The organism is Streptomyces sp. NPDC002032 (genome assembly GCF_042890765.1).
Classification (GTDB): Bacteria; Actinomycetota; Actinomycetes; order Streptomycetales; family Streptomycetaceae; genus Streptomyces.
Window position 1 is genome coordinate 306,603 of the sequence record NZ_JBIASM010000005.1, and the last position, 24,823, is coordinate 331,425.

Annotated in this window: 18 protein-coding genes and 1 riboswitch; of the genes, 6 read left to right on the top strand and 12 right to left on the bottom strand. The window is 71.8% G+C overall.

Going from position 1 to position 24,823, the window contains the following annotated elements; translation table 11 throughout:
- Positions 1-154: 154 nt before the first annotated feature.
- Complete coding sequence (locus tag ACFYYT_RS15385; RefSeq protein WP_351815319.1) at positions 155-790, top strand: hypothetical protein; 636 nt, start codon at positions 155-157, stop codon at positions 788-790.
- A gap of 151 nt (positions 791-941) precedes the next feature.
- On the opposite strand, the gene ACFYYT_RS15390 is transcribed toward ACFYYT_RS15385, so the two are convergent.
- Together ACFYYT_RS15390 and ACFYYT_RS15395 are read right to left on the bottom strand one after the other, a co-directional pair.
- Positions 942-3,503, bottom strand: coding sequence for an Hsp70 family protein (locus tag ACFYYT_RS15390; RefSeq protein WP_351815322.1), 2,562 nt, complete (start codon positions 3,501-3,503; stop codon positions 942-944).
- Between the two features lie 6 nt (positions 3,504-3,509).
- Positions 3,510-3,914, bottom strand: a complete 405-nt coding sequence (locus ACFYYT_RS15395) for a hypothetical protein (protein WP_351815325.1) — start codon at positions 3,912-3,914, stop codon at positions 3,510-3,512.
- A 674-nt stretch (positions 3,915-4,588) separates the two neighbouring features.
- On the opposite strand from ACFYYT_RS15395, the gene ACFYYT_RS15400 reads away from it, so the two are divergent.
- Complete coding sequence (locus ACFYYT_RS15400) at positions 4,589-4,876, top strand: hypothetical protein (RefSeq protein WP_351815328.1); 288 nt, start codon at positions 4,589-4,591, stop codon at positions 4,874-4,876.
- A gap of 272 nt (positions 4,877-5,148) precedes the next feature.
- Here ACFYYT_RS15400 and ACFYYT_RS15405 read toward each other — a convergent pair whose 3' ends face one another.
- From ACFYYT_RS15405 to ACFYYT_RS15420, 4 genes are all read right to left on the bottom strand, one after another.
- A complete protein-coding gene (locus ACFYYT_RS15405; protein ID WP_351815331.1) occupies positions 5,149-5,799 on the bottom strand; it encodes a thymidine kinase in 651 nt (216 codons plus the stop codon).
- Between the two features lie 204 nt (positions 5,800-6,003).
- Positions 6,004-7,209, bottom strand: coding sequence for a nucleotide pyrophosphatase/phosphodiesterase family protein (locus tag ACFYYT_RS15410; RefSeq protein WP_351815333.1), 1,206 nt, complete (start codon positions 7,207-7,209; stop codon positions 6,004-6,006).
- Complete coding sequence (locus ACFYYT_RS15415; RefSeq protein ID WP_351815336.1) at positions 7,209-7,805, bottom strand: DUF5998 family protein; 597 nt, start codon at positions 7,803-7,805, stop codon at positions 7,209-7,211. Before ACFYYT_RS15415 ends, ACFYYT_RS15410 begins: the two co-directional genes overlap by 1 nt.
- A 47-nt stretch (positions 7,806-7,852) precedes the next feature.
- Positions 7,853-10,669, bottom strand: a complete 2,817-nt coding sequence (locus ACFYYT_RS15420; RefSeq protein WP_351815339.1) for a GNAT family N-acetyltransferase — start codon at positions 10,667-10,669, stop codon at positions 7,853-7,855.
- Between the two features lie 209 nt (positions 10,670-10,878).
- Here ACFYYT_RS15420 and ACFYYT_RS15425 point away from each other — a divergent pair, with 209 nt between their 5' ends.
- The gene (locus ACFYYT_RS15425) at positions 10,879-11,160 is read left to right on the top strand and encodes an HPr family phosphocarrier protein (protein WP_351815341.1); all 282 of its coding nucleotides are present in this window, start codon (positions 10,879-10,881) and stop codon (positions 11,158-11,160) included.
- Positions 11,161-11,385: 225 nt separating this feature from the next.
- On the opposite strand, the gene ACFYYT_RS15430 is transcribed toward ACFYYT_RS15425, so the two are convergent.
- From ACFYYT_RS15430 to ACFYYT_RS15445, 4 genes are all read right to left on the bottom strand, one after another.
- Positions 11,386-12,051 (bottom strand): GntR family transcriptional regulator, encoded by a 666-nt coding sequence (locus tag ACFYYT_RS15430; RefSeq protein ID WP_351815344.1) that lies wholly within the window; start codon positions 12,049-12,051, stop codon positions 11,386-11,388.
- A 204-nt stretch (positions 12,052-12,255) separates the two neighbouring features.
- Positions 12,256-13,050, bottom strand: a complete 795-nt coding sequence (locus tag ACFYYT_RS15435; protein WP_351815347.1) for a M23 family metallopeptidase — start codon at positions 13,048-13,050, stop codon at positions 12,256-12,258.
- 12 nt (positions 13,051-13,062) lie between these two features.
- Positions 13,063-13,222: riboswitch (cyclic di-AMP (ydaO/yuaA leader) on the bottom strand.
- A gap of 186 nt (positions 13,223-13,408) precedes the next feature.
- On the bottom strand, positions 13,409-14,776 hold the full coding sequence (locus ACFYYT_RS15440; protein WP_385322298.1) for a M16 family metallopeptidase: 1,368 nt from the start codon (positions 14,774-14,776) through the stop codon (positions 13,409-13,411).
- Between the two features lie 20 nt (positions 14,777-14,796).
- The gene (locus ACFYYT_RS15445) at positions 14,797-16,158 is read right to left on the bottom strand and encodes a pitrilysin family protein (protein ID WP_351815353.1); all 1,362 of its coding nucleotides are present in this window, start codon (positions 16,156-16,158) and stop codon (positions 14,797-14,799) included.
- A 241-nt stretch (positions 16,159-16,399) separates the two neighbouring features.
- On the opposite strand from ACFYYT_RS15445, the gene ACFYYT_RS15450 reads away from it, so the two are divergent.
- Together ACFYYT_RS15450 and ACFYYT_RS15455 are read left to right on the top strand one after the other, a co-directional pair.
- A complete protein-coding gene (locus ACFYYT_RS15450; protein ID WP_351815356.1) occupies positions 16,400-18,856 on the top strand; it encodes a DNA topoisomerase IV subunit A in 2,457 nt (818 codons plus the stop codon).
- Positions 18,857-18,976: 120 nt separating this feature from the next.
- The gene (locus ACFYYT_RS15455) at positions 18,977-21,115 is read left to right on the top strand and encodes a restriction endonuclease (protein WP_351815359.1); all 2,139 of its coding nucleotides are present in this window, start codon (positions 18,977-18,979) and stop codon (positions 21,113-21,115) included.
- 61 nt (positions 21,116-21,176) lie between these two features.
- Here ACFYYT_RS15455 and ACFYYT_RS15460 read toward each other — a convergent pair whose 3' ends face one another.
- Entirely contained in the window at positions 21,177-22,292 is a 1,116-nt protein-coding gene (locus ACFYYT_RS15460; RefSeq protein ID WP_351815362.1) for a CobW family GTP-binding protein, read from the bottom strand.
- 14 nt (positions 22,293-22,306) lie between these two features.
- Positions 22,307-23,473 carry a citrate synthase gene (locus ACFYYT_RS15465; RefSeq protein ID WP_351815365.1) on the bottom strand — a complete coding sequence of 389 codons (1,167 nt, stop codon included), beginning with the start codon at positions 23,471-23,473 and terminating at the stop codon, positions 22,307-22,309.
- Between the two features lie 55 nt (positions 23,474-23,528).
- Here ACFYYT_RS15465 and ACFYYT_RS15470 point away from each other — a divergent pair, with 55 nt between their 5' ends.
- On the top strand, positions 23,529-24,770 hold the full coding sequence (locus tag ACFYYT_RS15470; protein ID WP_351815367.1) for a citrate synthase: 1,242 nt from the start codon (positions 23,529-23,531) through the stop codon (positions 24,768-24,770).
- Positions 24,771-24,823 lie beyond the last annotated feature (53 nt).

Genomic DNA, 24,823 nt, shown 5'->3' on the forward strand with positions numbered 1-24,823 from the left:
CATCCGAGACCAGGTGGCGATCAACAACAACGTCCGAGGGCCCGATCTACCAGCCGAGCGTGGGAGAGCGGCAAGATCGAATGCCCGATCTCGCCTCTGTTACAAATGTCCGCCTTGCAGCGCCCATCCGACATCAGTGCTGGATCATGGCTTGATGGAGATCGCCGAACTCGTCTTGAAGTACGTACAGGCCCTGGTGTGGCCGAGCGTCACCGTCGGCTGTGTGTGGGTACTTCGGCATCAGATAGCCGAGGCGCTCAAGCGCATGAGCCGCGTCGAAACGCCAGCGGGCTCGATCGAGTTCGCCGCCGCCGCGCGTCATGCCCTGGACGAGGCGGAGGAGCTGACAGCGGCTACTACTCAGCCAGAGGGCGTCCAGCCAGAGGACGGAGCTCCCGCAGGCCACAGCCCTGAGGGCACATCTGGCACCATCGTGAACCCCAGGCGCTTCAGGGAAGCTCGGCACATGGCGGACGCGTCGCCAGTCGGCGCCATCGTGTCTGCCTGGAACGAACTGGAGCGTGTGGCTTGGGCGCTGATCAACCAGCATCCGGAACTTATGCCCGAGCCCGTTCACCGAGGGATGGCTCCACGGGTGCTCGACTGGAGGAACATGTTCCAGGCGCTGGGAGTCTCCCCCGAAGGACTCAGCCTGTACCGACGTCTCCGCGAACTGCGCAACCAAGCTGTACATGGCAAACTCGCGGCTGACGTCGGCCCCGCGGCGGCGCGTGACTTCGTCGAGAGCTGCCTTCTACTCGCGCGGGAACTGGAACAGCTTGCCCCTTGATGAGGGCCGCCACGGCTCCGCAGTATCCGCAACACACCGATCAAAGTGTTGAAAAGAGAAGCCCCCGCCCCTTGACCGGCGGCCGACTGTCCACGGGTGTCGCGGGTTCTTGAAGACAGGGAGCGTTGACACACAGGCGACCACCGTGTCCTCAGCCTCTGTCGGACGGACGCGAGTAGTGCTCAGGCAGCGAAGGAGCGAGTCGGCGCAAGTCGCTCCAGCGCGGCGACCTGACGAGATCGGCGGCCCTCTTCATGGTCGCGTGGCTGGCCACATCCGTGGTCATCTCGCCAGTGCCTCGGTCCATAGCGGTAACGTGCAGCAGACCATTGGTATCCAGATCAGCACGAACCTCAATCCGAGGGATACCGCCAGGGCTGAGCCCGAGTGGCAAGGTGAGAACCGCCAGAGTCCTGTTCCGCGCCGGATCGTCCTCCTCTCCTTCGACGAAGTGGAGGATGGCTGTCGACTGATTGTCAACGTACGTCGAGAGGAATTCGCTACGTTTCACCGGCAGCGTGGTGTTCCGCTCGATCAGCCTCACCACGACCTCCCCCTGAACCTCGACTCCGATCGATGAGGAACAGGCGTCCAGGAGGAACACGTCTTTCTGAGCTCCGGACAGCACGCCGGCCTGGAGCGCGGCTCCGGTGACAACCCCCTCCGGGATCAAGCCACGGTAGGGTTCCCGGTTACCCGCAAGTCGGCGGACCAGTTCCCCCACCGCCGGCATCCGAGTGGCACCGCCCGTCAGGATGACCCGGTCGATGTCGGAGAGCGTGATCCCGGCGTCTCTGACGGCCTGATCGACAGGTCGCCGACAGCGCTCCAGTAGATCCTGGGTGAATGCCTCGAACTCCTCACGGGTCAGCTGTTCATCAAGGTGCAGCGGTCCCTGGGGACCAGCAGCAAGGTAGGGCAGTCGGAGGGACGCAGTGCGTGTCACGGATAGTTCGGTCTTCGCCGTCTCCGCTGCTTCCTGCAATCGTTGCATTGCCGAGGCGTCTGCAGATATGTCGACTCCGTACCGCTCCCGCATACGGCTCGCGATGTGGTTGACGATCCGCAGGTCCCAGTCGTCGCCGCCGAGGTGGTTGTCGCCTGCGGTCGCCTTCACATCCACGACGTTGTCGGAGACCTCTATGAGCGAGACGTCGAGTGTGCCCCCGCCGAGATCGAAGATCAGTACAGTGCTCTCGTCCCGGTTCAGGCCGTATGTCATTGCCGCAGCCGTGGGTTCGTTGACCATCCGGATGACATCGAGTCCCGCCTCTTTGCCAGCCCTGACCAATGCCGCCCGCTGGTCCAGCCCGAAGTTCGCAGGAACCGTCAGCACCGCCGCACCGAGCGGCCCTCCGAGGTAGGCCTCGGCATCCTCCCGTAGACGGGTGAGGACCAGCCGCGCGGCATCCTCTGCCGTCAGCCGCACCCCGCGGCGTGTGAGACTCCAGTCAGTGCCCAGCTTCAGCTTCACGGACCGGACAGTGAAATCAGGGTTGGTGATGGCCTGCCGCTTCGCGGCCGCGCCCACCAGAATCGTCCCTTCGGAAGTGACGGCCACGAGGCTAGGCGTGGTGAACGCTCCCTCCGCGTTGGGGATCAAGCGGACGTCTTCACCCTCGAAAACACCGATCGCCGAGTTCGTCGTACCGAAGTCGATGCCTACGAACGGGCGAGCGGGGGCCTCCGACCGAGACCGCCCCGGGCCGGCCGGGCCCTGTTGTACGGGGATCTCGCCAAGCCCGCGGCCATGCCACAGCTTCAGTGCGCGCCTAGCGACGTCGCGGTCCCTATCAGCGACAAGCCCGAGAAGCCCAGCTCGCGCCGCGTCCCTGGTCGGCCCATGCACGCTGCCGAGCAACCGTTCGACCAGATGCAAGGAGCCTACGCGCTTCCATGCCTCGGCCTCGCGCATGGCTGACCGCATCTCGGCCAGCCGGTCAATATCTCTGCGGCGGGGGCTGCGAGCCACGTAGATCGTGCCTTGCGCGCTATCGACGCTAAGCGTCGGTGTCTGGCCAGCGATTCGGTGGCGGACCTGCTCGTGGACGTAGGTGTAGAGCTCATCGACGGACACGAGCCCGTCGCCGTCCAGATCCGCGGACCCGTCACGCAACCCATTCACCACGGCCGAAGTGAAGACAGAGGGCTCGGCGGGCGTGCGGCGGCTGTAGCGGACGTCCCAATCACCCTCATGCGCATACTGCAGGGCCGTGGAGGCCGTGAGTACGACGCGGCCATTGCCCGCGAAGGGCTCCGCAACATCAATGGTGGGCACACCACTGTCGCGGCGTCGCCCGTTCAGGGCGAAGGCTCCGCTGTAGCAGCAGTCGAGGAAGACGACGATACTCCGGCAACGGCTCTCACTCATCCAGTTGCCGACCACATCTGCGGAGACGGCTGTGGCCCCGGGATAGTCGCGCTCGGTATCACCCATGACGAAGTACAGCCGGTTACGCAAGTCCTTCCAGCCATGCAGCGACAGGTGGACGAGAAGGAGGTCGTCGGGCTTTGCCCCGGCGAAGAAGGACTCCAAGGCGCGCATCGCGGTGCGCTGCTGGACGTCAACGAGCACGTCGACGTCGAATCCGCCGATCTGCGGATCGCCGAGGACTTTGGTGAGCGCCTCCGCATCGGCGATGGCTGCCGGGAGCGTGGCGAAATGGTCATCTTCGTAGTGACTGTTCGCGATGATCAGGGCACGCTTCGCCACGATTGTTCACCCCTGGTGGCGTCGAAGGAACTCCTCCAAGGCGTGCCGCCGCATCTCGTCAGAGGACGTGGAGAGCTCGATCTCGTCGCCACCGATCTGGATACGAATCGTGCCGGACCGGCGACGGTTCAGCCAATCCTGCGCCAGCCCAACAAGCACTGGGAGCAACGCGCCACTGCCGCCCAGGCCAACCAGGAGGGTACCCAGCTCCACGGTGCCAGAGCTGCGGGCGCCGGGCGGCACTTGGAGAGAAGCAGGGACACGGTCGATGCTTACCAGGTCCAGGTGGCTCAGTTCGGCCAGCAGGTACTGGAGCTCCTCCTCGATGTAGTCCCCATCGTCCTGCCCAGTGTCGAGAATCAGCCCGACGAGAATTCCCCCTGCTGCCACAACGCCTCCCCGTTCGTGCATGCAGAGGCCAACTTTATACGTTCAAGCCGAAGTTGGCGCGGGAGAACGCGCGGACTCAGTCGCCGAACCTTGCGCCCGAGAAGCGTGTCACCTTCCTGCACGAGCCCGCGCTGAGGGCCCGCGAGTAGAACACAACCAGCGGCAGCGTTCGGGCCGTCAGTCGCGCCACCTCACTTGGAAGATCTTGGGAGGCGATGACCGCCGCCCGACGGCTGGCCGACCACCCCGGAGCCGGTCCCCGTACGGAGGAAGGACCGCCTCCGTACAGGCCTTCCAGCGTCACAGACCGGTCACAGCGCCCACACAGCCACCCGAACCCCGCCAACATGGCGCGATGCGCACACACCGCACCATCACCTTCCTGGCTGCCGCGAGCGCCTTCGCTCTCACCGCGTGCAATCCTCAGGTCGCCGACAGCGGAAAGCCCTCAACGCCGGTCACTCCAGCAGCCACCCCTACGACGTCCAGTTCTGCTCCCTCCGCCAAGACGGCTGCTCTGCCCAACCTCGTGGGCAAGGGCCTCCAGACGGCCCAGGACGAAGCGCAGCGGGCAGGGTTCTTCGTCCTCACGTCACACGACGCCTGGGGCGTGAGCGGTTCCAGGCACTCGACCGGAACTGGAGGTCTGCAGCCAGACCCCCGGAGCGGGCGCGGGCCTCGACACCAAGACCGCCGTGGACTTCGGCGCGGTCAAGCTGGAAGAAACCTGCCCCGCCACAGACGCGCCCGCCCCGAAGCCGGCCGGCGACGTCATGCCGAACTTCGTCGGCCAGGGTATGAAGGCCGTCCGCTCCGCGCTCCCGGCCAACGCGAGCATCACCGTGAAGGACGCGGTGCAGAGCCGCATGGTCCTCCAGGAGTCGAACTGGAAGGTCTGCACCCAGGACCCGAAGTCCGGTGCAGCGCTCACCGGCCAGCCCTTGGCCTTCACCGCCGCCAAGACCGAGGAAGCCTGTCCCTAGCTCTCCGCATCGCCCGGCTTCACGCCCTCGCCCTCGGCTCCCTGGGGACAGGGGTTAGTCGCAGCCTCTGGCCACGCCTGTGGGGTAGCAGGGCCATACCGTTTCCCGAGAACGGCGGAAGCCATGGGCGACCAGTCGTGGGCCTCAGCCATTCGTGCAGGTCAGGGGTGCATCGTCCCAGTACACGCCAGGTGCCTTCTAAGCACTTGGCCGGCAGACTCAGCCGTTCCCGGCGTCGCGCACCCGACCAGGAACGCTCATGTGGCGGTCTATCAGGTGTGATTGACGGGGAGGACGTCCGGGGAGAGGGCTCCGGCCTGGGCCGAACCGCTGGTCATGCGGCGGCGGTGGTGCCGGCGGCAGAGGACCTCGTAGCCGATCTCCCCGGCCGGGCGGTTCACGTCACCGACCACGACCTGGGCGCCCTCGACCACCATCTCCCCGGCGACGGTGCGGGCGTTGTGGGTGGCGCGGGCTCCACACCAGCACAGGGCCTCCACCTGGAGCTGCTCGACACGGTCCGCCAGCTCGATCAGACGCTGGGAACCCGGGAAGAGCTTCGTGCGGAAGTCCGTGGTGATGCCGAAGGCGAAGACGTCCATGTCGAGGTCGTCCACGATGCGTGCCAGCTGGTCGATCTGCTCGGGCGCGAGGAACTGGGCCTCGTCCACGATTACGTAGTCCGCCTTGCCGCCCTGTGAGAGCTGGTTCACAAGGTACGCGTACAGGTCCATGCCCTCGGTGGCCTCGACCGCCTCCGTGACCAGGCCCAGGCGCGAGGAGAGCTTGCCCTCGCCCGCACGGTCGTCGCGCGTGAAGATCACGCCCTGGAGCCCGCGGGCCGACCGGTTGTGTCCGATCTGGAGCGCCAAAGTACTCTTCCCGCAATCCATGGTGCCGGAGAAAAATACCAATTCGGACATCAGAGGAGGGTGACCTTTCGGGGCGGGCAGACCGTGGGGCAGCGGTGACCGGCGACCCCTGCGTGAGATGGCGGATTCCCCAGCGAGTTGGTGCTCTTTCCGCAGTCCATCGTTCCGGAGAAGAACACCAGCTCGGGCATGGGAAGTACGGGACCTTTCAGGTCGGGGCGGCAGGGGGGGTGGGGCGGGATGGGGCGGGGGTGGTCAGGTGCGGACTTCGAGGAGCGGCACCAGTTGTTCGGCCGCCGTCATGGAGCCGTGCATGCCGACGAGCGCCGATTCGTTGGGCTCGTTGCGCGACGCGGTGATCGCCACGTCGGCCTGGGCGGCGGCGATCACGTCGCCGATCCGGCCGAAGACCCGCTCGTCGCACTCCCCCGGGGCCCCGAACCAGCCCAGTTCCAGGGCCTCTTCGCGGCCGGCGACCCAGAAGCGGTCGCCGAGCACCTCGCGCCACACGGTCAGGACGTCGGCCTCGGCGCCCGGTACCGCGTACACGTGCCGGGCCCGGCCCTCACCGCCGAGCAGGGCCACGCCCGCGCCCAGCTCCCAGTCGTCGTCGAAGTCGATGCGCGCCTCCTCGTCGAAGGGGACGTCCACCATGCCGTGGTCCGCGGTCACGTACAGCGCGGTGCGCGGCGGGAGTTGCTCGACGAGGCGCTGGACCAGGCGGTCCACGTACATGAGCTGGCCGCGCCAGGCGTCGGAGTCCACGCCGTGCCGGTGTCCGGCCCCGTCGAGCTCGCTGTAGTACGTGTAGACGAGCGAGCGCTCACCGGCGGCGAGCTGGATCGCCGCGAGGTCCATCCGTTCCTCGCCGGTCATCCGCCCGTGGAAGGTGCCGCCGCTGAGGGCGATCTTCGTGAGCGGGGTGCTCTGGAAGGCGGGCGCGGACACCTGGGCGGTGTGCACCCCGGCCGCGTCGGCGAGCTGGAACACGGTCGGGTACGGCTGCCAGGGCTTCGGCGGGGTCCACGGCTGCCAGCGGAGCTGGTTCATCAGCTCGCCGGAGGCCGGATTGCGCACGGCGTAGCCGGGCAGGCCGTGCCGGGCGGGGGGCAGGCCGGTGCCGACGGAGGCCAGCGAGGTGGCGGTGGTCGCCGGGAAGCCGGCGGTGATCGGCCGGCCGGTGCCGCCGCGCGAGCCCGCGAGGAGGGAGGTGAGGTACGGGGCCTCGGCGGGGTGGGCCTTGATCTGCTCCCAGCCCATGCCGTCGACCAGGAACACGCAGTTCCGGTCGGCCGGGGTGAGCTCGGCGATCCCGGCGGTGAGACCGGGCACGCCCTGTCCGGCGGCCAGGGTCGGCAGCAGGTCGGCGAGAGAACCGGTCCCGTAGTGCGGGACCGGGGCGCCGGCGAGGTCGAGCAGTTCCGGTTCGTCCTGCCAGTTCGGCGGCGCGGAGTACGACATCAGCGGGCGGAGGTGGCGGTCGCCGCCGTGGCTTCCGAGAGCGCCTGGGCGAAGACCAGGGTCTGGCGGACCGTCTCCGGTCCGTCGCCCGCCTCGCTGACGCGCAGGCTCAGGTCGTCGGCGGTGGAGTTGCCGGTGTAGCCGTGGTCGGCGTCGCAGTTCGCGTCGCCACAGGCGGCGGGCTCCAGGTCGATGCGCGAGACCGCGCCCCAGCCGATGGTCAGGACGACCTCGCGGGGCAGCTGGCCGGGCGTGTACGACTCCGGATTGGCCACGACGCGGCTCAGCACCACCGAGGAGATGCTGGCGAGCTTGACCGACTCGGTGGAGGTGGTCGCGTACGGGGAGGGGGACCCGGCGTCGGCGGCCTGCTCGTCGGTGTGGCTGACGATGAAGCGGTTGCCGGTCAGCACCAGGACGGTGACGTGCCGGCGCACCTCGTTGGAGTCGAAGGTGGTCTCCTGGTGGACCAGGTACGACGAGATCGGCTCGCCGCCCACGGCGGCCTCAACCGCCTCGGCCACGAGGGCCGGGTAGTAGCCGCTGCGCTCGATCGCCGCGCGCAGCCCCTGGGTCGTCGTACCGGATTTCGCCATGAGGTCCATCCTAAGGCCCGTACGGGGTCCCCCTACCTGCCCGGCGGTCAGTAGCTGGGAAGGGTGCGCGGGCCGAGGTCGGTGCGGGCGGGCGGATGGCCCACGCGGACGGTGGCGCTGAGCACGGAGAGGCCGTCCGTGGCGACGACGACCGGCTCCAGGCTGACGCCCGCCACCTCGGGGTGGTCGTCGACGAGCCGGGACAGCCTGAGCAGCAGTTCCTCCAGGGCCCGGGTGTCCACGGGGTCGCTGCCGCGCCAGCCGAAGAGGAGGGGTGCGGCGCGGATGGAGCGGATCAGCGCGGCCGCGTCCCGGTCGGTGGCGGGAACCAGGCCGTGCGCGGTGTCGCCGAGCAGCTCCGAGGCGACTCCGGCGAGTCCGAAGGACAGGACGGTGCCGGCGGCCGGGTCGACGACGGCCCGCACGACGGTGTCCACCCCGCGCGGTGCCATCGCCTGGACCACCGGGAGCAGCTCGGCGGGTTTGCCGAGGGTGTCAGTGAGCTCCTCGTACGAGCGCCGCAGCTCGGCCTCGGTGGTCAGGTCGAGGCGTACGCCGCCCAGGTCGGCGCGGTGGCGCAGGTGGGGGGCGGTGGTCTTGAGGGCGACCGGGAACCCGAGGATCCGGGCCGCGCGGACGGCGGCGTCGGGGCCGGGGGCGGGCAGGACGGCCCGGACCGGGATCCCGTAGCGGGCGAGCAGCTCGCGGGCGTCGGCCTCGTCGAGGGTCAGGGCGGTGCCCTCGGGGACCGCGGCCAGCAGGGTGGCGAGCTGGGCGGCGGCGCCGGTCTCGTCGATGTCCTCGTACTCGGGGACCTGGCCGGCCTCGGCGTTGGCGCGGCGCCACTGGCCGTAGCGGACGGCTTCGGCGAGGGCCTTCACGGCGCGCTCGGCGGCGGGGTAGGCGGGGATCCGCCGGCCGGGGCGCGGGTCGGCCCGGGGGGCGGCCGGCGCGGGGGCGGGCGCGGTCCGCAGGCCCGGCTCGGCGGGGGCGGGCGGGGCGGGTGGTGTGGGCGGGGCCGGTGGGGCGGCCCGTACGGCGGACAGCGCCTCGACCAGCGCGCCAAGCTCCACGTGGACCACCGCGACGGGCTTGCCGGGGACCTCGGCGGCCGCCTCCCGCAGGGCCTCCGCGAGGTCGTCGGCCAGCGCGTGCTCGCTCACCCAGGGGATGGCGGTGACGACGACGGCGTCGCAGTCCTCGGAGGCGAGGGCCGCGGACAGGGCGGCCCGGAAGTCCGCCGGGGTCGCGGCCGTGGTCAGGTCGAGCGGGGGCCGGGGGCGCAGGCCCTCGCCGAGGCAGGCGTCGTACGTGAGCACGCCGAGGGATTCGGAGTTGCCGAGGATGGCCACCCGCGGTCCGGCCGGGACCGGCTGCCCGGCCAGCAGCAGGCCGACGTCGACCAGCTGGGTGATGGTGTCGACGCGGATGACTCCGGCCTGGCGCAGCAGCTCGGAGACGGTGGCGTCGGGCAGCCGGGTCCCGGGGACCACGTGTCCGGCGGGGGTGTGCCGGCCGCCGCGGGCGACGACGACCGGCTTGACGGCGGCGGTGCGGCGGGCGAGCCGGGTGAACTTGCGCGGGTTGCCGAGGGTCTCCAGGTAGAGCAGGGCCACATCGGTGGCCTCGTCGTCGTACCAGTACTGGAGGATGTCGTTCCCGGAGACGTCGGCCCGGTTCCCGGCGGACACGAAGGACGAGAGGCCCTCGCCGCGCCGCAGCAGCCCGGACAGCAGGGCGATCCCGATCGCGCCGGACTGGGTGAACAGGCCGATCCGCCCCCGGGCGGGGGCGGGCGCGAGCGAGGCGTTGAGTTCCACGTCCGGCGCGGTGTTGATCACCCCGAAGGCGTTCGGGCCGATGAGCCGCATCCCGTAGGAGCGGACCTGGCGCACCAGTTCGCGCTGGCGGGCCAGTCCGGCCGGGCCGCTCTCGCCGTATCCGGCCGACAGCACCACCAGCCCCTGGACGCCGTGCTCCCCGCAGGCGGCGACCGCGTCGGGGACCCGGTCGGCGGGGACGGCGATGACGGCGAGGTCGACGGGGGCGCCGATGTCGGCGACGGTGCGGTAGGCCCGCACCCCGTCGAGCAGGTCCCCGCCGATGCCGGGGGCGCGGGCCGCGTTGACGGCGTAGAGGTGGCCGTGGAAGCCGCCGTCGCGCAGGTTGCGCAGCGCGGCGGAGCCGACGCCGGAGCCGGAGCGGCTGACGCCGATCACCGCGACGGAGCCGGGGGCGAGCAGCCGCTGGACGGAGCGGGCCTCGGCGCGCTGTTCGCGGGCGCGCTGGACGGCGAGGGACTCGGCGGTGGGTTCGAGGTCGAGGGTGAGGTGGACGGAGCCCTCCTCGAAGCTGCGCTTCTGCTGGTAGCCGACGTCCGTGAACACCTTGATCATCTTGGTGTTGGCGGGCAGCACCTCCGCGGCGAACCGGCGGATGCCGCGTTCCCGGGCGACCGCGCCGATGTGTTCGAGGAGGGCGGAGGCGACCCCGCGTCCCTGGTGGGCGTCCTGGACGAGGAAGGCCACCTCGGCCTCGTCGGCGGGGACCGGGGCCGGGCGGCCGTCGGGGCCGATGCGGTCGAAGCGGACGGTGCCGATGAACTCGCCGCCGATGGTCGCGGCGAGGCCGACCCGGTCGACGTAGTCGTGGTGGGTGAAGCGGCGCACGTCGCGGTCGGAGAGCCGGGGGTAGGGGGCGAAGAACCGGTAGTACTTCGACTCGTCCGAGACCTGTTCGTAGAAGCTGACCAGGCGGCCCGCGTCCTCGGTCGTGATGGGGCGGATCCGGGCCGTGCCGCCGTCGCGCAGCACGACGTCCGCTTCCCAGTGGGCCGGGTACGAGGGGTCCGACTCGGTGGTCATGGGGCCACCTTAAGGGGCGGCGCGGCCCCGTGGCGGGGGTGACGTACGGGCCGGACGCGGCGCGCGCGGCGGATGCGGCGGGCCGGGGCAAAGCAGTGCAAGCTGGGGAGGGCCGAACGGCGGTGGAAAGGGGCCGAAGGTCGGTCCGAGCAGTCCGGGCGTCGTGAGAGACTGGTCTAGACAACCGTAAGAACCTGAAGGGCATCACCATGGCAGAGCGCCGCGTCAACGTCGGCTGGGCCGAGGGCCTGCACGCTCGTCCCGCCTCGATCTTCGTCCGGGCGACGACCGCTTCCGGCGTCCCGGTGACCATCGCGAAGGCGGGCGGCGACCCCGTCAACGCCGCTTCCATGCTGGCGGTCCTGGGCCTGGGCGCCCAGGGCGGCGAGGAGATCGTTCTCGCTTCCGAGGCCGAGGGTGCGGACGCCGCGCTGGACCGCCTCGCGAAGCTGGTCGCCGAGGGCCTCGAGGAGCTCCCGGAGACCGTCTGACCCTTCGGGTCCGGTAACGCGGAAGCCGCTGTCCCCCCACCCCGGGGACGGCGGCTTCCGCGTTTTCCGGCTCCGCTCGGGCTCGGGCTCGGGATTACGGCTTACCGCTCCGGCTCCGGTTCCGGCTTACGGAATGGAAGGCATTTCCGAGAATTCCGGCCACCAAAGAATACGGCGGCCGTCGAGATATCGGATCCGCTCACCCCTCTGTATACGGCACCCTTGTTAATAACGACCGCTCGCCGTGTTGACGGCAGGTTGCGAAGTCCTCACCCGCGGCCGGTGCACGACGGCGGCCCGCTGCGCGTGCAAGGCGGTCAGCGCCGCAGCCCGTTCCGCGTCCCCGCGCGCCACCGCGTCCACGATCGCGCCGTGCTCCGCCCAGGAGTCCGCCGGCCGCGCCGGCGCCCCCACCACGTACATCCAGGCGATCTTGCGCCGGGTCTGGATCAGCAGGGCGGTCAGCCCGGGACTCCCGGACGCCTGGGCGAGCGTCTCGTGGAACCAGCCCCCCAGGGCCCGTAGATCCTCCCCCTGCCCCTTGCGGGCCCGTTCCTGGCCCAGCCTGACCAATCCGCGCAGCACCTTGAGGTGGGCCTCGGTACGCCGCCGGGCGGCCCGGGAGGCGGCCAGCGGTTCGAGCAGCGCGCGCAGCTCCAGCAGATCGGCGGCCTCCTGCTCGGTCGGCTCCGCCACGCAGGCGCCGGCGTGCCGCCGCGTGGTGACGAAGCCCTCGGACTCCAGAGTGCGCAGCGCCTCGCGCACGGGGACGCGCGAGACCCCGTAGCGCCGGGCGAGCACCTCCTCGGTCAGCCGGCCGCCCGGACCGAAGAAGCCGGAGACGATGTCGTCGCGGATCGCTGTGCACACCGCGTGCGCCGGAATACGCAAGGCCGGACCTCCGCTGGATTATCCGCCCGGCACCTTCGCCGGATTCGGGACCGTGCTGCGACTCTATTGCAGCTCACGATAATTTCCGATGACGGCCGGATATCCGAAACATTTCGCCGCGGCGGGCAGGACGAAGAAGGCCCCGGCTCTGGGAGCCGGGGCCTTCTTCCGAAGTGCGGGGTGGTGCGGGTGGTGCGGTGCGGGTCAGACGCCGACGCCGTGGCTGCGCAGGTAGGCGAGCGGGTTGATGTCCGAGCCGTACTGGGGGCCGGTGCGGGCCTCGAAGTGCAGGTGCGGGCCGCTGGAGTTGCCCGTGGAGCCCGACAGGCCGATCTGCTGGCCCGCGGTGACCTTCTCGCCGACCGAGACGTTCAGCGAGACCATGTGGCCGTACTGGGTGTAGGTGCCGTCGTTGTGCTTGATGACGACGTTGTTGCCGTACGCGCCGCCCCAGCCGGCTTCGACGATGACGCCCGCGCCGACCGCGTGGACCGAGGTGCCCTCGTCGGCGTGGAAGTCGATGCCCGTGTGGCTGCCGGAGGACCACATGCCGCCGCCGGCGCCGTACTGGGTGCTGACGTACGAGCCCTCGATGGGGGCGACGAAGGTGTTGAGGCGCTTGCGCTCCTCGTCGCGGGCGGCGCGCTCGGCGGCCTCGCGCTCGGTCTTCGCCTTGGCCTCGGCGGCCCGCTTGGCCTCCGCGGCCCGCTGCTTGGCCTCGGCCTCGGCCTGCGCCTGGGCGGCGACGGCCTCGGCGGCGACCTGCTGCGACGCGGCCTGCACCTCGAGGTCGTCCTGGAGGCCGTCGGCGACGACGATCGCGGTCTGGCCGGTCTCCTCGACCGAGGGGGCGCTGTGGTCCGCGGCGAACGCCGGGGCGGCGACGGCGGCGACCACACCCGTGGTGGCGAGGGCGGCTACACCGGCATAGCCGGCGGTCTTGCGGCTCAGACGGCTGGAACCACGGTGCTTACCGGCGACACGACTGCCAGAGGCCATGAAGGGGTTGATCCTTTCCTTCCCTCTCGCCTACCGGGTTAGCTGACGGGTTCGGAGCAGGAAGGTCTCCTACGGGCCTCCTCTGACGAGGCGGTCCGATTCACCCCAGGGACTGATGTGGGTCCCCGGCTCCCCAGGCTCGCGCCTGACGGGGACTCGGCGATCGCTGTCCGGTGCCGCCGGTGCGGCGGTCACAAGTGACGGACAGCACGTCCGACGCTAGGCGGATCATCAGTCAATCGCCAAACACACGAGCCCTTTTGTTGCGTACGCCACACCCCATACGCGCAACCACACGACGAAACAGACAAAAGGGGCTCCGGCGGATGATCCGCCGAAGCCCCTCCCAAACGCACCGTCAGTTCGTGACGACGGTGACCGCTCCGATGCCGAGGGCCCGTACGGGCTCCTCGATCTGGGCCGCGTCGCCCACCAGGATCGTCACCAGCCGGTCCACCGGGAAGGCCCGCACGACCGCCGAAGTGGCCTCCGCCGTACCGGTTTCGGCCAGCCGTGCGTACAACTGCGCCTGGTAGTCGTCGGGGAGCTCCTGCTCCACCTGGTCCGCGAGGGTGCCCGCGACGGCCGCGGCCGTCTCGAACTTCAGCGGGGCGACGCCCACCAGGTTCTGCACGGCCACGTCGCGTTCGGCGTCGGTCAGACCCTCCGCGGCGAGCGTGCGCAGCACCTTCCAGAGGTCCTCCAGCGCGGGACCGGTGTTGGGGGTGTCCACCGAACCGCTGATGGCGAGCATCGAGGCGCCCTTGCCGTCGGCGGTCGAGCGCAGCACCTGGCCGAACGCCCGCACCCCGTAGGTGTAGCCCTTCTCCTCGCGCAGCACCTTGTCCAGGCGCGAGGTGAGGGTGCCGCCGAGGCAGTACGTGCCGAGCACCTGCGGCGCCCAGACGATGTCGTGCCGGTCGGGCCCGATGCGGCCGATCAGCAGCTGCGTCTGGACCGCGCCGGGCCGGTCCACGATGACGACCCGGCCGGTGTCGTCCGCCGTCACCGGCGGCACCGGGCGCGGCTCGGCGGTGTTGCCGGTCCAGGCGCCGAGGGTGTCGGCCAGCACGGCGTCCAGGTCGATGCCGGTCAGGTCGCCGACGACCACCGCGGTGGCGGTGGCGGGGCGCACGTGGGCCTCGTAGAAGGCGCGGACGGCCGCGGAGTCGATCCGGGCGACCGTCTCCTCGGTGCCCTGGCGCGGGCGGGACATGCGCAGGTCCGCCGGGAACAGCTCCTTGGAGAGCTCCTTGGCGGCGCGGCGCTGCGGGTTGGCCAGCTCGTGCGGGATCTCGTCGAGCCGGTTGCGCACCAGGCGGTCGACCTCGCTGTCGGCGAAGGCCGGCGCGCGCAGCGCCTCGGCGAGCAGGCCGAGGGCCTTGTGCAGGCGGGAGGCCGGGACCTCCAGGGAGACCCGCAGTCCGGGGTGGTCCGCGTGCGCGTCGAGGGTGGCTCCGCAGCGTTCCAGCTCGGCGGCGAACTCCTCGGCGGAGTGCTTGTCGGTGCCCTCCGACAGGGCACGGGCCATGATGGTGGCCACCCCGTCGAGGCCCTCGGGCTCGGCGTCCAGCGGGGCCGCGAGGTTGACCTCGACCGCGACGACCTGCTGGCCGGGGCGGTGGCAGCGCAGCAGGGTCAGGCCGTTGGCGAGGGCGCCGCGCTCGGGGGCCGGGAAGGCCCAGGGCTTGGCCTCGCCGGCCTCGGGGCGCGGGTGGAAGGCCATCGTGACGGCTACGGCGTCGCTCACTGCTCCGCCCCTTCGTTCTCGTTCTCGTCGGACTCGTCGGACTCGTCGGATTCGTCCGAGCCGGGCAGCGGCTCGTAGACGAGCACCGCACGGTTGTCGGGGCGCAGCCGGGCCGCGGCCACGGCCTGCACCTCTTCGGCGGTGACGTCCAGGACGCGCCCCACCGCGCTCAGCGCCAGCTGCGGGTCGCCGAACAGCACGGCGTAGCGGCACAGTTCGTCGGCGCGGCCGGCGACGGTGCTCAGCCGGTCCAGCCACTCCCGCTCCAGCTGCGCCTGGGCGCGCTCCATCTCCTCGGCCGTGGGGCCCTCGGCGGCGAACCGCGCGAGTTCCTCGTCGACGGCCGCCTCGATGGCGGGCACCTCGACGCCGCTGGAGGTCTTGACGTCCAGCCAGCCCAGCGAGGGCGCGCCGGCCAGGCGCAGCAGGCCGAAGCCGGCCGCGACGGCGCTCTGGTCGCGCCGCACCAGGCGGTTGTGCAGGCGGGAGGACTCGCCGCCGCCCAGCACGGTCAGCGCCACGTCGGCCGCGTCGCACTCGCGGGTGCCGTCGTGCGGCAGCCGGTAGGCGGCCATCAGCGCGCGGGCCGGTACCTCTTCGACGATCTCCTCGCGGAGCTGGCCGCCCATGATCTCGGGGAGCGAGCCGTCGCGCGGGGGCTGCTTGCCGTCGTGCGAGGGGATGGTGCCGAAGTACTTCTCGACCCAGGCGAGCGTCTGCGCGGGGTCGATGTCACCCACGACCGACAGGACGGCGTTGTTGGGCGCGTAGTACGTACGGAAGAAGTTGCGCGCGTCCTCCAGGGACGCGGCGTCCAGGTCGGCCATGGAGCCGATCGGGGTGTGGTGGTACGGGTGGCCCTCGGGGTAGGCGAGGGCGGTCAGCTTCTCGAACGCGGTGCCGTAGGGCACGTTGTCGTAGCGCTGGCGGCGTTCGTTCTTCACGACGTCGCGCTGGTTCTCCATGGACTCCTCGTCCAGGGCCGCCAGCAGCGAGCCCATGCGGTCCGCCTCCAGCCACAGGGCGAGCTCCAGCTGGTGGGCCGGCATCGTCTCGAAGTAGTTGGTGCGCTCGAAGCTGGTGGTGCCGTTCAGGGAGCCGCCGGCGCCCTGGACCAGCTCGAAGTGCCCGTTGCCCGGTACGCTCGCCGAACCCTGGAACATCAGGTGCTCGAAGAGGTGAGCCAGACCGGTCCGCCCCTTGACTTCGTGGCGCGAGCCGACGTCGTACCAGAGGCAGACGGCGGCGACCGGAGTGAGGTGGTCCTCGGACAGCACCACGCGCAGGCCGTTGGCCAGCCGGTGCTCGGTCGCTGTCAGGCCGCCGGAGCCGGCCTGAGCTGTGGCCGTGTGACCCATGGGCATGTGGTCCCTTCGATCGCGATGCAGAGATTTCTGTCAGACCTGCCACTGTATGCAAGCGCGTCGGCCACCGGAGAAGTTCCCGGGTCCGCCCCTTGGACTCCGTCCGGGGGGTCGCCCGGGGTCGGAGTCGGCGTTGTCGGTGCGCCGGGCCACAATGGTCCGCGTCGACACCGGCCGGACGGCCCTCGTCCGGCACCCCGTACCCCCCGATTCTTGGTTAAGGAGCCGCGCAGCGATGGCCCGCCGCAGCACGAAGACCCCGCCGCCGGAGGATTTCGAGGAGAAGATCCTCGACATCGACGTCGTCGACGAAATGCAGGGCTCCTTCCTCGAGTACGCGTACTCGGTGATCTACTCCCGTGCCCTGCCCGACGCCAGGGACGGCATGAAGCCGGTGCACCGGCGCATCGTCTACCAGATGAACGAGATGGGCCTGCGCCCCGACCGCGGTTACGTGAAGTGCGCCCGCGTCGTCGGCGAGGTCATGGGCAAGCTGCACCCGCACGGTGACGCGTCGATCTACGACGCCCTCGTGCGCATGGCGCAGCCCTTCTCGATGCGGCTGCCGCTGGTCGACGGCCACGGCAACTTCGGTTCGCTCGGCAACGACGACCCGCCGGCCGCGATGCGTTACACCGAGTGCCGGATGGCCGACGCCACGTCACTGATGACGGAGTCGATCGACGAGGACACCGTCGACTTCACCGCCAACTACGACGGCCAGGAGCGCGAGCCCGTCGCCCTCCCGGCGGCGTACCCGAACCTCCTGGTCAACGGCGCCTCCGGAATCGCCGTCGGCATGGCCACCAACATGGCCCCGCACAACCTCGGCGAGGTCATCGCGGCCGCCCGCCACCTGATCCGCTACCCGGAGGCCGACCTCGAAGCGCTGATGCGCTTCGTGCCGGGCCCGGACCTGCCCACCGGCGGCCGGATCGTCGGCCTGTCCGGGATCAAGGACGCCTACGAGAACGGCCGGGGCACCTTCAAGATCCGGGCCACCGTGGCCGTGGAGGACGTGACCCCGCGCCGCAAGGGCCTGGTCGTCACCGAACTGCCCTTCACGGTCGGCCCCGAGAAGGTCATCGCCAAGATCAAGGACCTGGTCGGCTCGAAGAAGCTCCAGGGCATCGCCGACGTCAAGGACCTCACCGACCGCTCGCACGGCCTGCGCCTGGTCATCGAGATCAAGAACGGCTTCCACCCCGAGGCCGTGCTGGAGCAGCTGTACAAGCTGACGCCGATGGAGGAGTCCTTCGGCATCAACAACGTCGCGCTGGTCGACGGGCAGCCGCTGACGCTGGGCCTGAAGGAACTGCTGGAGGTCTACCTCGACCACCGCTTCGAGGTCGTCCGGCGCCGCAGCGAGTTCCGCCGCACCAAGCGGCGAGACCGGCTGCACCTGGTCGAGGGCCTGCTGGTGGCCCTGGTCGACATCGACGAGGTCATCCGGATCATCCGGGACAGCGACAACTCCGCGCAGGCCAAGGAGCGCCTGATGGAGCGCTTCTCGCTGAGCGAGATCCAGACGCAGTACATCCTGGACACCCCGCTGCGCCGCCTCACCCGCTTCGACCGGATCGAGCTGGAGTCCGAGCGCGACCGGCTGACCGGGGAGATCGACGAGCTGACCGGGATCCTCGACTCGGACGGCGAGCTGCGCAAGCTGGTCTCCTCCGAACTGGCCGCGGTCGCGAAGAAGTTCGGCACCGAGCGCCGGACGGTGCTGCTGGAGTCGGCGGGCACGGCGGTCGCCGCGGTCCCGCTGGAGGTCGCCGACGACCCGTGCCGGGTCCTGCTGTCCTCCACCGGCCTGCTGGCCCGTACGGCCAACGGCGGTGCGCTCTCGCAGGAGGAGGGCGGCGGCCGTGCGAAGCACGACCTGATCGTCTCGCAGGTGGCCGCCACCGCCCGGGCCGACGTGGGCGTGGTGACCTCCTACGGGCGGCTGCTGCGGCTGCCGGTCATCGACCTGCCGCAGCTCCCGGACACCCACGCCGCGCCGAACCTGGCGGGCGGGGCCCCGGTCGCGGAGTTCCTCTCCGGCCTGGAGGCCGACGAGACGGTGGTCTGCCTGACCACCCTCGACGAGTCCTCGCAGGGCCTGGCCCTGGGCACCGAGCAGGGCGTGGTCAAGCGGGTCGTGCCGGACTACCCGGCGAACAAGGACGAGCTGGAGGTCATCACCCTCAAGGAGGGTGACCGCGTCGTCGGCGCGGTCGAGCTGCGCACGGGTGAGGAGGACCTGGTCTTCATCACCGACGACGCCCAGCTGCTGCGCTACCCGGCGGCCCAGGTGCGGCCCCAGGGCCGCCCGGCGGGCGGCATGGCGGGCATCAAGCTCGCCGAGAACGCCAAGGTGATCCACTTCTCGGCCGTGGACCCGTCGCGGGACGCCGTGGTCTTCAGCGTGGCCGGCTCGCACGGCACGCTGGACGACTCGGTGCGCTCCTGCAAGCTGACCCCCTTCGACCAGTACCCGCGCAAGGGGCGCGCCACGGGCGGCGTGCGCTGCCAGCGGTTCCTGAAGGGCGAGGACCTGCTGGTGCTGGCCTGGGCCGGGAACGCCCCGGTCCGCGCGGCCTCGGCGAACGGCACCCCGGCCGCACTGCCGGCCCCGGACCCGCGCCGTGACGGCTCGGGCGGCGCACTGCCGGCCCCGGTCGAGGCCCTGGCGGGAGGCGTGCTCTAGGCACCCGTTCCCGGGTGCCCGGGAGGTGGTGGCGGGCGGTCCGGGCGGTTGCCGGGCCGCCCGCCCCCGGTCCCGACTACTGTTTTCCCGGTACACGCGGGCGGGGGGAGAACAGCACTGATGAGTCGTCGGCCGAGCGGTTTGATCGGGGTCTGGGCCGAGGCCCAGCGCCAGCAGCAGCGGACGCAAGTGATCCAGCAGCGCGAGGCCGAGCGCCGGCAGCGGGCCTACGAGCGGGACGCGGCCCGGGACCGGCGGGAGCAGCAGGCCGCGTACAGGCAGCACCGCGAGGCGGAGGCGCGCCGTCGCACCGAGCGGATCGAGGCCGAGGTGGCCGCCCTCCAGGGGCTGCTGGCGGCGGGCTGCCGGGCGCCGGCGTTCCGGATGTCCGCCCTGGTGCGCGACGAGCGGCTCGCGCCCTTCGACCCCGGCACCCTGGCCCACCCGGTGCCCATGCCGCAGCTGCACCAGTTCCAGCAGCAGAGCAGCGGCTGGACCCTGGGCTCGGGCCGCCGCGCCCAGGCCGAACGCGAGGCCCACGACCGGTACACGCACGCCTGGCAGGCCGCGCACGCCGCGGAGCAGGAGCGGCTGCGGCAACTGGCGGCGTACCGGCAGCAGTACGACCGCTGGGCGGCCGGCCAGCTCGCCGGGATCCGCCACCACAACAGCGGCCTCACCGACCTGGCCGGCGCCCTGCGCGCGGGGGACCCCGAGGCGGCCGTGGAGTACTTCTCGGCGGCCCTGTACGCCTCGACGGCGTGGCCCGAGGAACTGCCCCGCCAGGTGTCCGCGGCCTACGACCCGGCGGCGCGGCAGCTGGTGCTGGACTGGGAGCTGCCCCGCTACGAGGCCGTGCCGGAGACGAAGTCCGTGCGGTACGTGGCCGGTACGGACCAGGACAAGGAGACGGCCCGGCCGGCCACGCAGCGCCGGGCGCTGTACCGGGACCTGCTGGCCCAGTGCGTGCTGCTGGTGCTGCGCGAGGTGTACGCGGCGGACGAGTTCGGGGCGCTGGACTCGGTGGTCGTCAACGGGTTCGTGGACGACCACGATCCGGTGACGGGCCGGGAGGCGCAGATCGTACTGGCCACGGTGCAGGCGGCGCGGGCGGCCTTCTCCGGGCTGCGGCTGGAGCAGGTGAGCGCGGTGGACTGCCTGGCCGACGGGCTGCGCGGCCAGTTGTCGGCGCGGCCGGACCAGCTGACGGCCGTACGGCCGGGCCGCAGGCCGGACGAGGTCGGCGGGAGCGGCGGTGTCGTCAGCCACGGCGGCCGCCCGGGCGCGGACGGGAACGGCGACGAGGACGAGCCGGACCTGTTCGTGATGGATCCGATCGCCTTCGAGAACCTGGTCGCCGAGCTCTTCCGGGCGATGGGCATGGAGGCGGTGACCACGCAGCGGTCGGGAGACGGCGGCGTGGACGTGGAGGCGCTGGACCCGGCGCCGATCCGGGGCGGACGGATCGTGGTGCAGGTCAAGCGCTACCGCAACACCGTCCCGCCGACGGCGGTGCGGGACCTGTACGGCACGGTCCAGGACAAGGGGGCGAACAAGGGGGTGCTCGTCACCACCGCGTCCTTCGGGCCCGGGTCGTACACCTTTGCCAACGGCAAGCCGCTGGAGTTGGTTCCCGGGGCGGACCTGGTGGAGCTGCTGCACCGGTACGGGCTGCGCGGACGGCTCGGCGGCGGCGCGCGGACCCCGGCGGTACCGGCGCAGCGGGCGGCGGCGCAGCCGGTGACACAGCCGGCGGCTGCGCAGCCTCCGGCGGCCGACCGCAACGTGCTGGGCATGTCCTGGTCGGGTCGGGTCTCGCTCGACGTGTGCGCGCTGGTCTGCGAGGGCGGCCGGGTGCTGAGCGAGGACCACTTCGTCTTCTTCAACAACCCGCGGACCCCGGACGGTTCGGTGTGCTCCCGCCCGCACACCGCTCCCGACAAGGCGGCCGTCGAGGTCGGCTTCGACGACCTGCCGCAGCGCGCCGACCGGCTGGTGCTGGTCGCCGCGATCGACCCGGAGGTCAATCCGGACGCGGACCTGGCGGGCTTCACCGACGCCCGGATCCGGCTGCTGGACGCGGCGGGGGCGGAGATCGACCGGCTGGAGGTGTCCGATGGCCGGGCGGGCGAAACGGCCCTGGTCCTCGGCTCCTTCCGGCGCCGCCCGAACGGCGACTGGAAGTTCGTGATCGGCGGCAAGGGCTACCGCGGCGGTCTGGAGGCCCTGCTCCGCGAGTACGGCGTCGAGGTGGCGTAGGCCTCCCGGCGTGGAACGCCCCCGGGCCCGGACCCGCCGCGCGCGGGGGCGTTGACGGGACTCACTCCTCGGGACCGCGCTCGGCCCGGTCCACGTACCGCAGGACTCCCCACATGCTCTCCGGCGGCGCGTCCTGCGGCGCCTCCTCCCGGCAGGCTTCCAGTTCGCGCAGCAGGCCCGGCCCGTCGAAGGCGGAGCCGATCAGGACGAGCTGCGTCCGGCGCGGTTCGCCCCGCCCCCAGGGACCTGGGGCGAACCTCAGGAAGCGGCCGACCGACTGGACCTCGTAGCGCTCCTGATGGCCGGGCACGCCGAACCAGACGAAGCCCTTGATCCGGTAGAGGCCGGCCGGGCGGCGGTCCAGGAAGGCGATGAGGCGGCGCGGGGAGAGCGGCGCGTCGGAGGTGAACGCGACGCTCTCGTAGGCCGCGTGCAGGTGCCCGGAGTGATCGCCGTCGTGCCCGTCCCCGTGCCCGCGCTCGTGCTCCCGCCCGTGCTCCCGCTCCTCCGCGAGCAGGTCCTCGAAGGAGAGCTGCCCCCGGGTCCGCTCCCAGGGGCGGCGGTCGAAGAGCAGCTCCGGGTCGATCCGCCCGTGGTCGGTGGCGATGACCGGAATGCCCGGAGCGCAGAGCCCGGCGAGCACCCCCTCGATCCGGGCCCGTTCGGCGGCGTCCACCCGGTCGGTCTTGTTGAGCACCACCAGGTCGGCCACGGCCAGGTGCCGGTCCGTCTCCGGATGCGCGGCCCGGGTCGCGTCGAACTCCGCCGCGTCGACGACCTGCACCAGACCGCCGTACCGGACGGCCGGGTTCTCGTTGGCCACGAGCATCCGGACCATCTCCTGCGGCTCGGCGAGCCCGCTGGCCTCGATGACGATCACGTCGATGCGGTGGGCGGGCGCGGCCAGCTTCTCCAGGTACGCGTCCAGCTCGCTGCCGTCGACGGCGCAGCACAGGCAGCCCCCGCCGAGGGAGACCATCGAGTCGCCGACCTGCCCCGCCACCGACATCGCGTCGATCTCGATCGAGCCGAAGTCGTTGACGACGACCCCGATCCGGGTCCCCGCCCGGTGCGCGAGCAGGTGGTTGAGGACGGTGGTCTTCCCGGAGCCGAGGAATCCGGAGAGGACGACGACCGGGACGGTACGGGCGGACGGAGCGGGCTGCCTGCTGTTCACCCGGCCGATCGTAGTCAGCCCGCGGCGGGTACCGGCTCGGGCGGGGTGGGTCCGGCGTAGCGGGCGGCCGGCCGGATGATCTTCGAGTCGGCGGCCTGTTCCAGGACGTTCGCGCTCCAGCCCACCACCCGCGCCGCGCAGAACGTGGGGGTGAACATCTCGCGCGGCAGCCCGCACAGCTCCATGACCACGCCCGCGTAGAACTCCACGTTGGTGTGCAGCTCGCGCCCCGGCTTCAGCTCGGCGAGGATCTCCTCCACCTGCCGTTCGACCTCCACGGCGAGGTCCACCAGCGGCCCGCCGAAGCCGAGGGCGATCTCCCTCAGCATCCGCGACCGCGGGTCCTCGGTGCGGTAGACGGGGTGCCCGAAGCCCATGATCCGGTCGCCGGCGAGGACCCGTTCCCGGATCCACGGCCCGATCCGGTCCGCGGTGCCGATCGCGTCGAGGGTGTCCAGGGCCCGGCTGGGCGCGCCGCCGTGCAGCGGTCCGGAGAGCGCCCCCACCGCCCCGGTCAGGCAGGCGGCGACGTCGGCGCCGGTGGAGGCGATCACGCGGGCGGTGAAGGTGGAGGCGTTGAAGCCGTGGTCGACGGTGGAGATGAGGTATCGCTCGACGGCGCGGGCCCGGACCGGGTCCGGCTCGCGCCCGGTCAGCATGTACAGGTAGTTGGCGGCGTACGGGAGGTCGTCGCGCGGCTCCACCGGCTCCAGCCCCCGCCCCAGCCGGTACAGGGCGGTGAGCAGCGTCGGTACGGCGGCGCAGGCGGCGAGCGCGTCGGCGGCCCGGCGGGCGGGGTCGAGGTCGTAGACGGGACGGAAGCCGGCGGTGGCGCCGAGCAGCGAGAGGGCGGTGCGCAGCCCGGCGAGCGGTCCGCCGGCGGCGCCGGCGCGGGCGAGGCCGGGCAGGGCGTCGCGAACCGGGGCGGGCAGGTGGCGCAGCGGGGCGGTCTCGGCGGTGAAGGCGTCGCGTTCGACCCGGCCGGCGGGCAGAGCGCCGCGGAACATCAGGTGCCAGACGTCCTCGAAGGTGCGGCTCGTGGCGAGGTCGACGGCCGAGTACTGGCGGTAGTGGTAGAAGCCCTCGCGGCCACGGACGTCACCGAGAGCGGTCTCGGTGACCACGACTCCCGCGAGACCGCGGGGTACATCGACGGTTGCGTTCATGCATTGACCATCCATGATGGATTGAATCCTTGTCAACGTTGATTGAATCAATATATGTAGGGTGTGCGTCATGAACGACGAGGCGGACGGAGAACGGCGGATCGGCACCCGGGAGGCCGCCGAGCTGCTCGGGGTGAAGCCGGCCACCGTGTACGCGTACGTCAGCCGCGGCCAGCTCGCGAGCCGGCGCGACGCGGTCGGGCGCGGCAGCACCTTCGACGCGCGGGAGGTCGAGGAACTGGCCCGCCGCAGCCGGCGCGAGGCGGCCGGACGCTCCCCCGCCGGGGAGCTGTCGGTGCGGACCTCGCTCACCCTCATCGAACCGGACCGGTACTACTTCCGGGGCGTGGACGCCGTCGAACTGGCCTCCCGGCACCGCTACGAGGAGGTCGCCGAGTTCCTCTGGACGGGCACGCTGGTGCCCGGGGCCCGGTTCACGGCGCCGTCCGAGCCGCTGGCCGCCGCCCGCCGGGTGGTCGCGGCGCTGCCGGAGCACGGCGGGCCCATCGACATGCTGCGGGTGGCCACCGCCGCCGCGGCCGTCGCCGACCCGCTGCGCTTCGACCTGGCCCCGGAGGCCGTCCTGGGCTCCGCGCGCTGCCTGATCCCGACCCTGGTCGGCGCGCTGCCGACCGTCGGGACCGGCCACCGCGGGAGCGGCCCGGTCGCCTGGCGGCTGTGGCGCCGCCTGACCGTGCGGGAGCCCGACGAGGTCTCCCTGGACACCCTCGACCTGGCGCTCGCCCTGCTCGTGGACCACGACCTGGCCGCCTCGACGCTGGCCGTGCGCGTGGCGGCCTCCGCGCGCGCCCATCCGTACGCGGCCGTCTCCGCCGGGCTCGGCGCGCTCGAAGGGCCCCTGCACGGGGTCGCGGGGCGGCTCGCGCACCGGATGCTCACCGAGGCCCTGGAGCGGGGCGGGGCGGCCCCGGTGGTCGCCGACCACTTGCGGGCGGGACGCCGCGTCCCGGGGCTCGGGCACCGGCTCTACCGGGGCGAGGACCCCCGGGCCACGGCCCTGTTCGCCCGGCTGGAGGCCATGCCCCACGCGGCGCCCGCGCTGGCGGCGGCCCGCGAGGTGGTGGCCACGACGGCGAGCCGGCAGCCGGGCCTGCACGCGAACGTGGACCTGGCCCTGGCGGTGCTGACGGTGTCCTGCGGGATGCCGGCGGAGGCCGGGGAGACGGTGTTCGCGGTGGCCCGGACGGCCGGGTGGATCGCGCACGCGCTGGAGGAGTACCGCGAACGGCCCTTGCGCATGAGGCCGAGCGGCCACTACGAGGGCCCCCGCCCGCCCCGGCCGGTGCCGTAACGGCCGGGAGCCGCCCGCGCGCGGTCCGGCGGGGGGGCTGCCGGCGGGGGGCG

Excerpts from the sequence above, each read along its gene's own strand:
- ACFYYT_RS15425 (WP_351815341.1), top strand. The coding sequence starts at position 10,879 with ATGGCAGAGCGCCGCGTCAACGTCGGCTGGGCCGAGGGCCTGCACGCT.
- ACFYYT_RS15465 (WP_351815365.1), bottom strand. The coding sequence starts at position 23,473 with ATGGATGGTCAATGCATGAACGCAACCGTCGATGTACCCCGCGGTCTC.
- ACFYYT_RS15420 (WP_351815339.1), bottom strand. The coding sequence starts at position 10,669 with ATGACCACCGAGTCGGACCCCTCGTACCCGGCCCACTGGGAAGCGGAC.
- ACFYYT_RS15450 (WP_351815356.1), top strand. The coding sequence starts at position 16,400 with ATGGCCCGCCGCAGCACGAAGACCCCGCCGCCGGAGGATTTCGAGGAG.
- ACFYYT_RS15445 (WP_351815353.1), bottom strand. The coding sequence starts at position 16,158 with ATGGGTCACACGGCCACAGCTCAGGCCGGCTCCGGCGGCCTGACAGCG.
- ACFYYT_RS15395 (WP_351815325.1), bottom strand. The coding sequence starts at position 3,914 with ATGCACGAACGGGGAGGCGTTGTGGCAGCAGGGGGAATTCTCGTCGGG.
- ACFYYT_RS15455 (WP_351815359.1), top strand. The coding sequence starts at position 18,977 with ATGAGTCGTCGGCCGAGCGGTTTGATCGGGGTCTGGGCCGAGGCCCAG.
- ACFYYT_RS15415 (WP_351815336.1), bottom strand. The coding sequence starts at position 7,805 with ATGGCGAAATCCGGTACGACGACCCAGGGGCTGCGCGCGGCGATCGAG.
- ACFYYT_RS15470 (WP_351815367.1), top strand. The coding sequence starts at position 23,529 with ATGAACGACGAGGCGGACGGAGAACGGCGGATCGGCACCCGGGAGGCC.
- ACFYYT_RS15385 (WP_351815319.1), top strand. The coding sequence starts at position 155 with ATGGAGATCGCCGAACTCGTCTTGAAGTACGTACAGGCCCTGGTGTGG.
- ACFYYT_RS15410 (WP_351815333.1), bottom strand. The coding sequence starts at position 7,209 with ATGTCGTACTCCGCGCCGCCGAACTGGCAGGACGAACCGGAACTGCTC.
- ACFYYT_RS15435 (WP_351815347.1), bottom strand. The coding sequence starts at position 13,050 with ATGGCCTCTGGCAGTCGTGTCGCCGGTAAGCACCGTGGTTCCAGCCGT.
- ACFYYT_RS15405 (WP_351815331.1), bottom strand. The coding sequence starts at position 5,799 with ATGTCCGAATTGGTATTTTTCTCCGGCACCATGGATTGCGGGAAGAGT.
- ACFYYT_RS15440 (WP_385322298.1), bottom strand. The coding sequence starts at position 14,776 with ATGGCCTTCCACCCGCGCCCCGAGGCCGGCGAGGCCAAGCCCTGGGCC.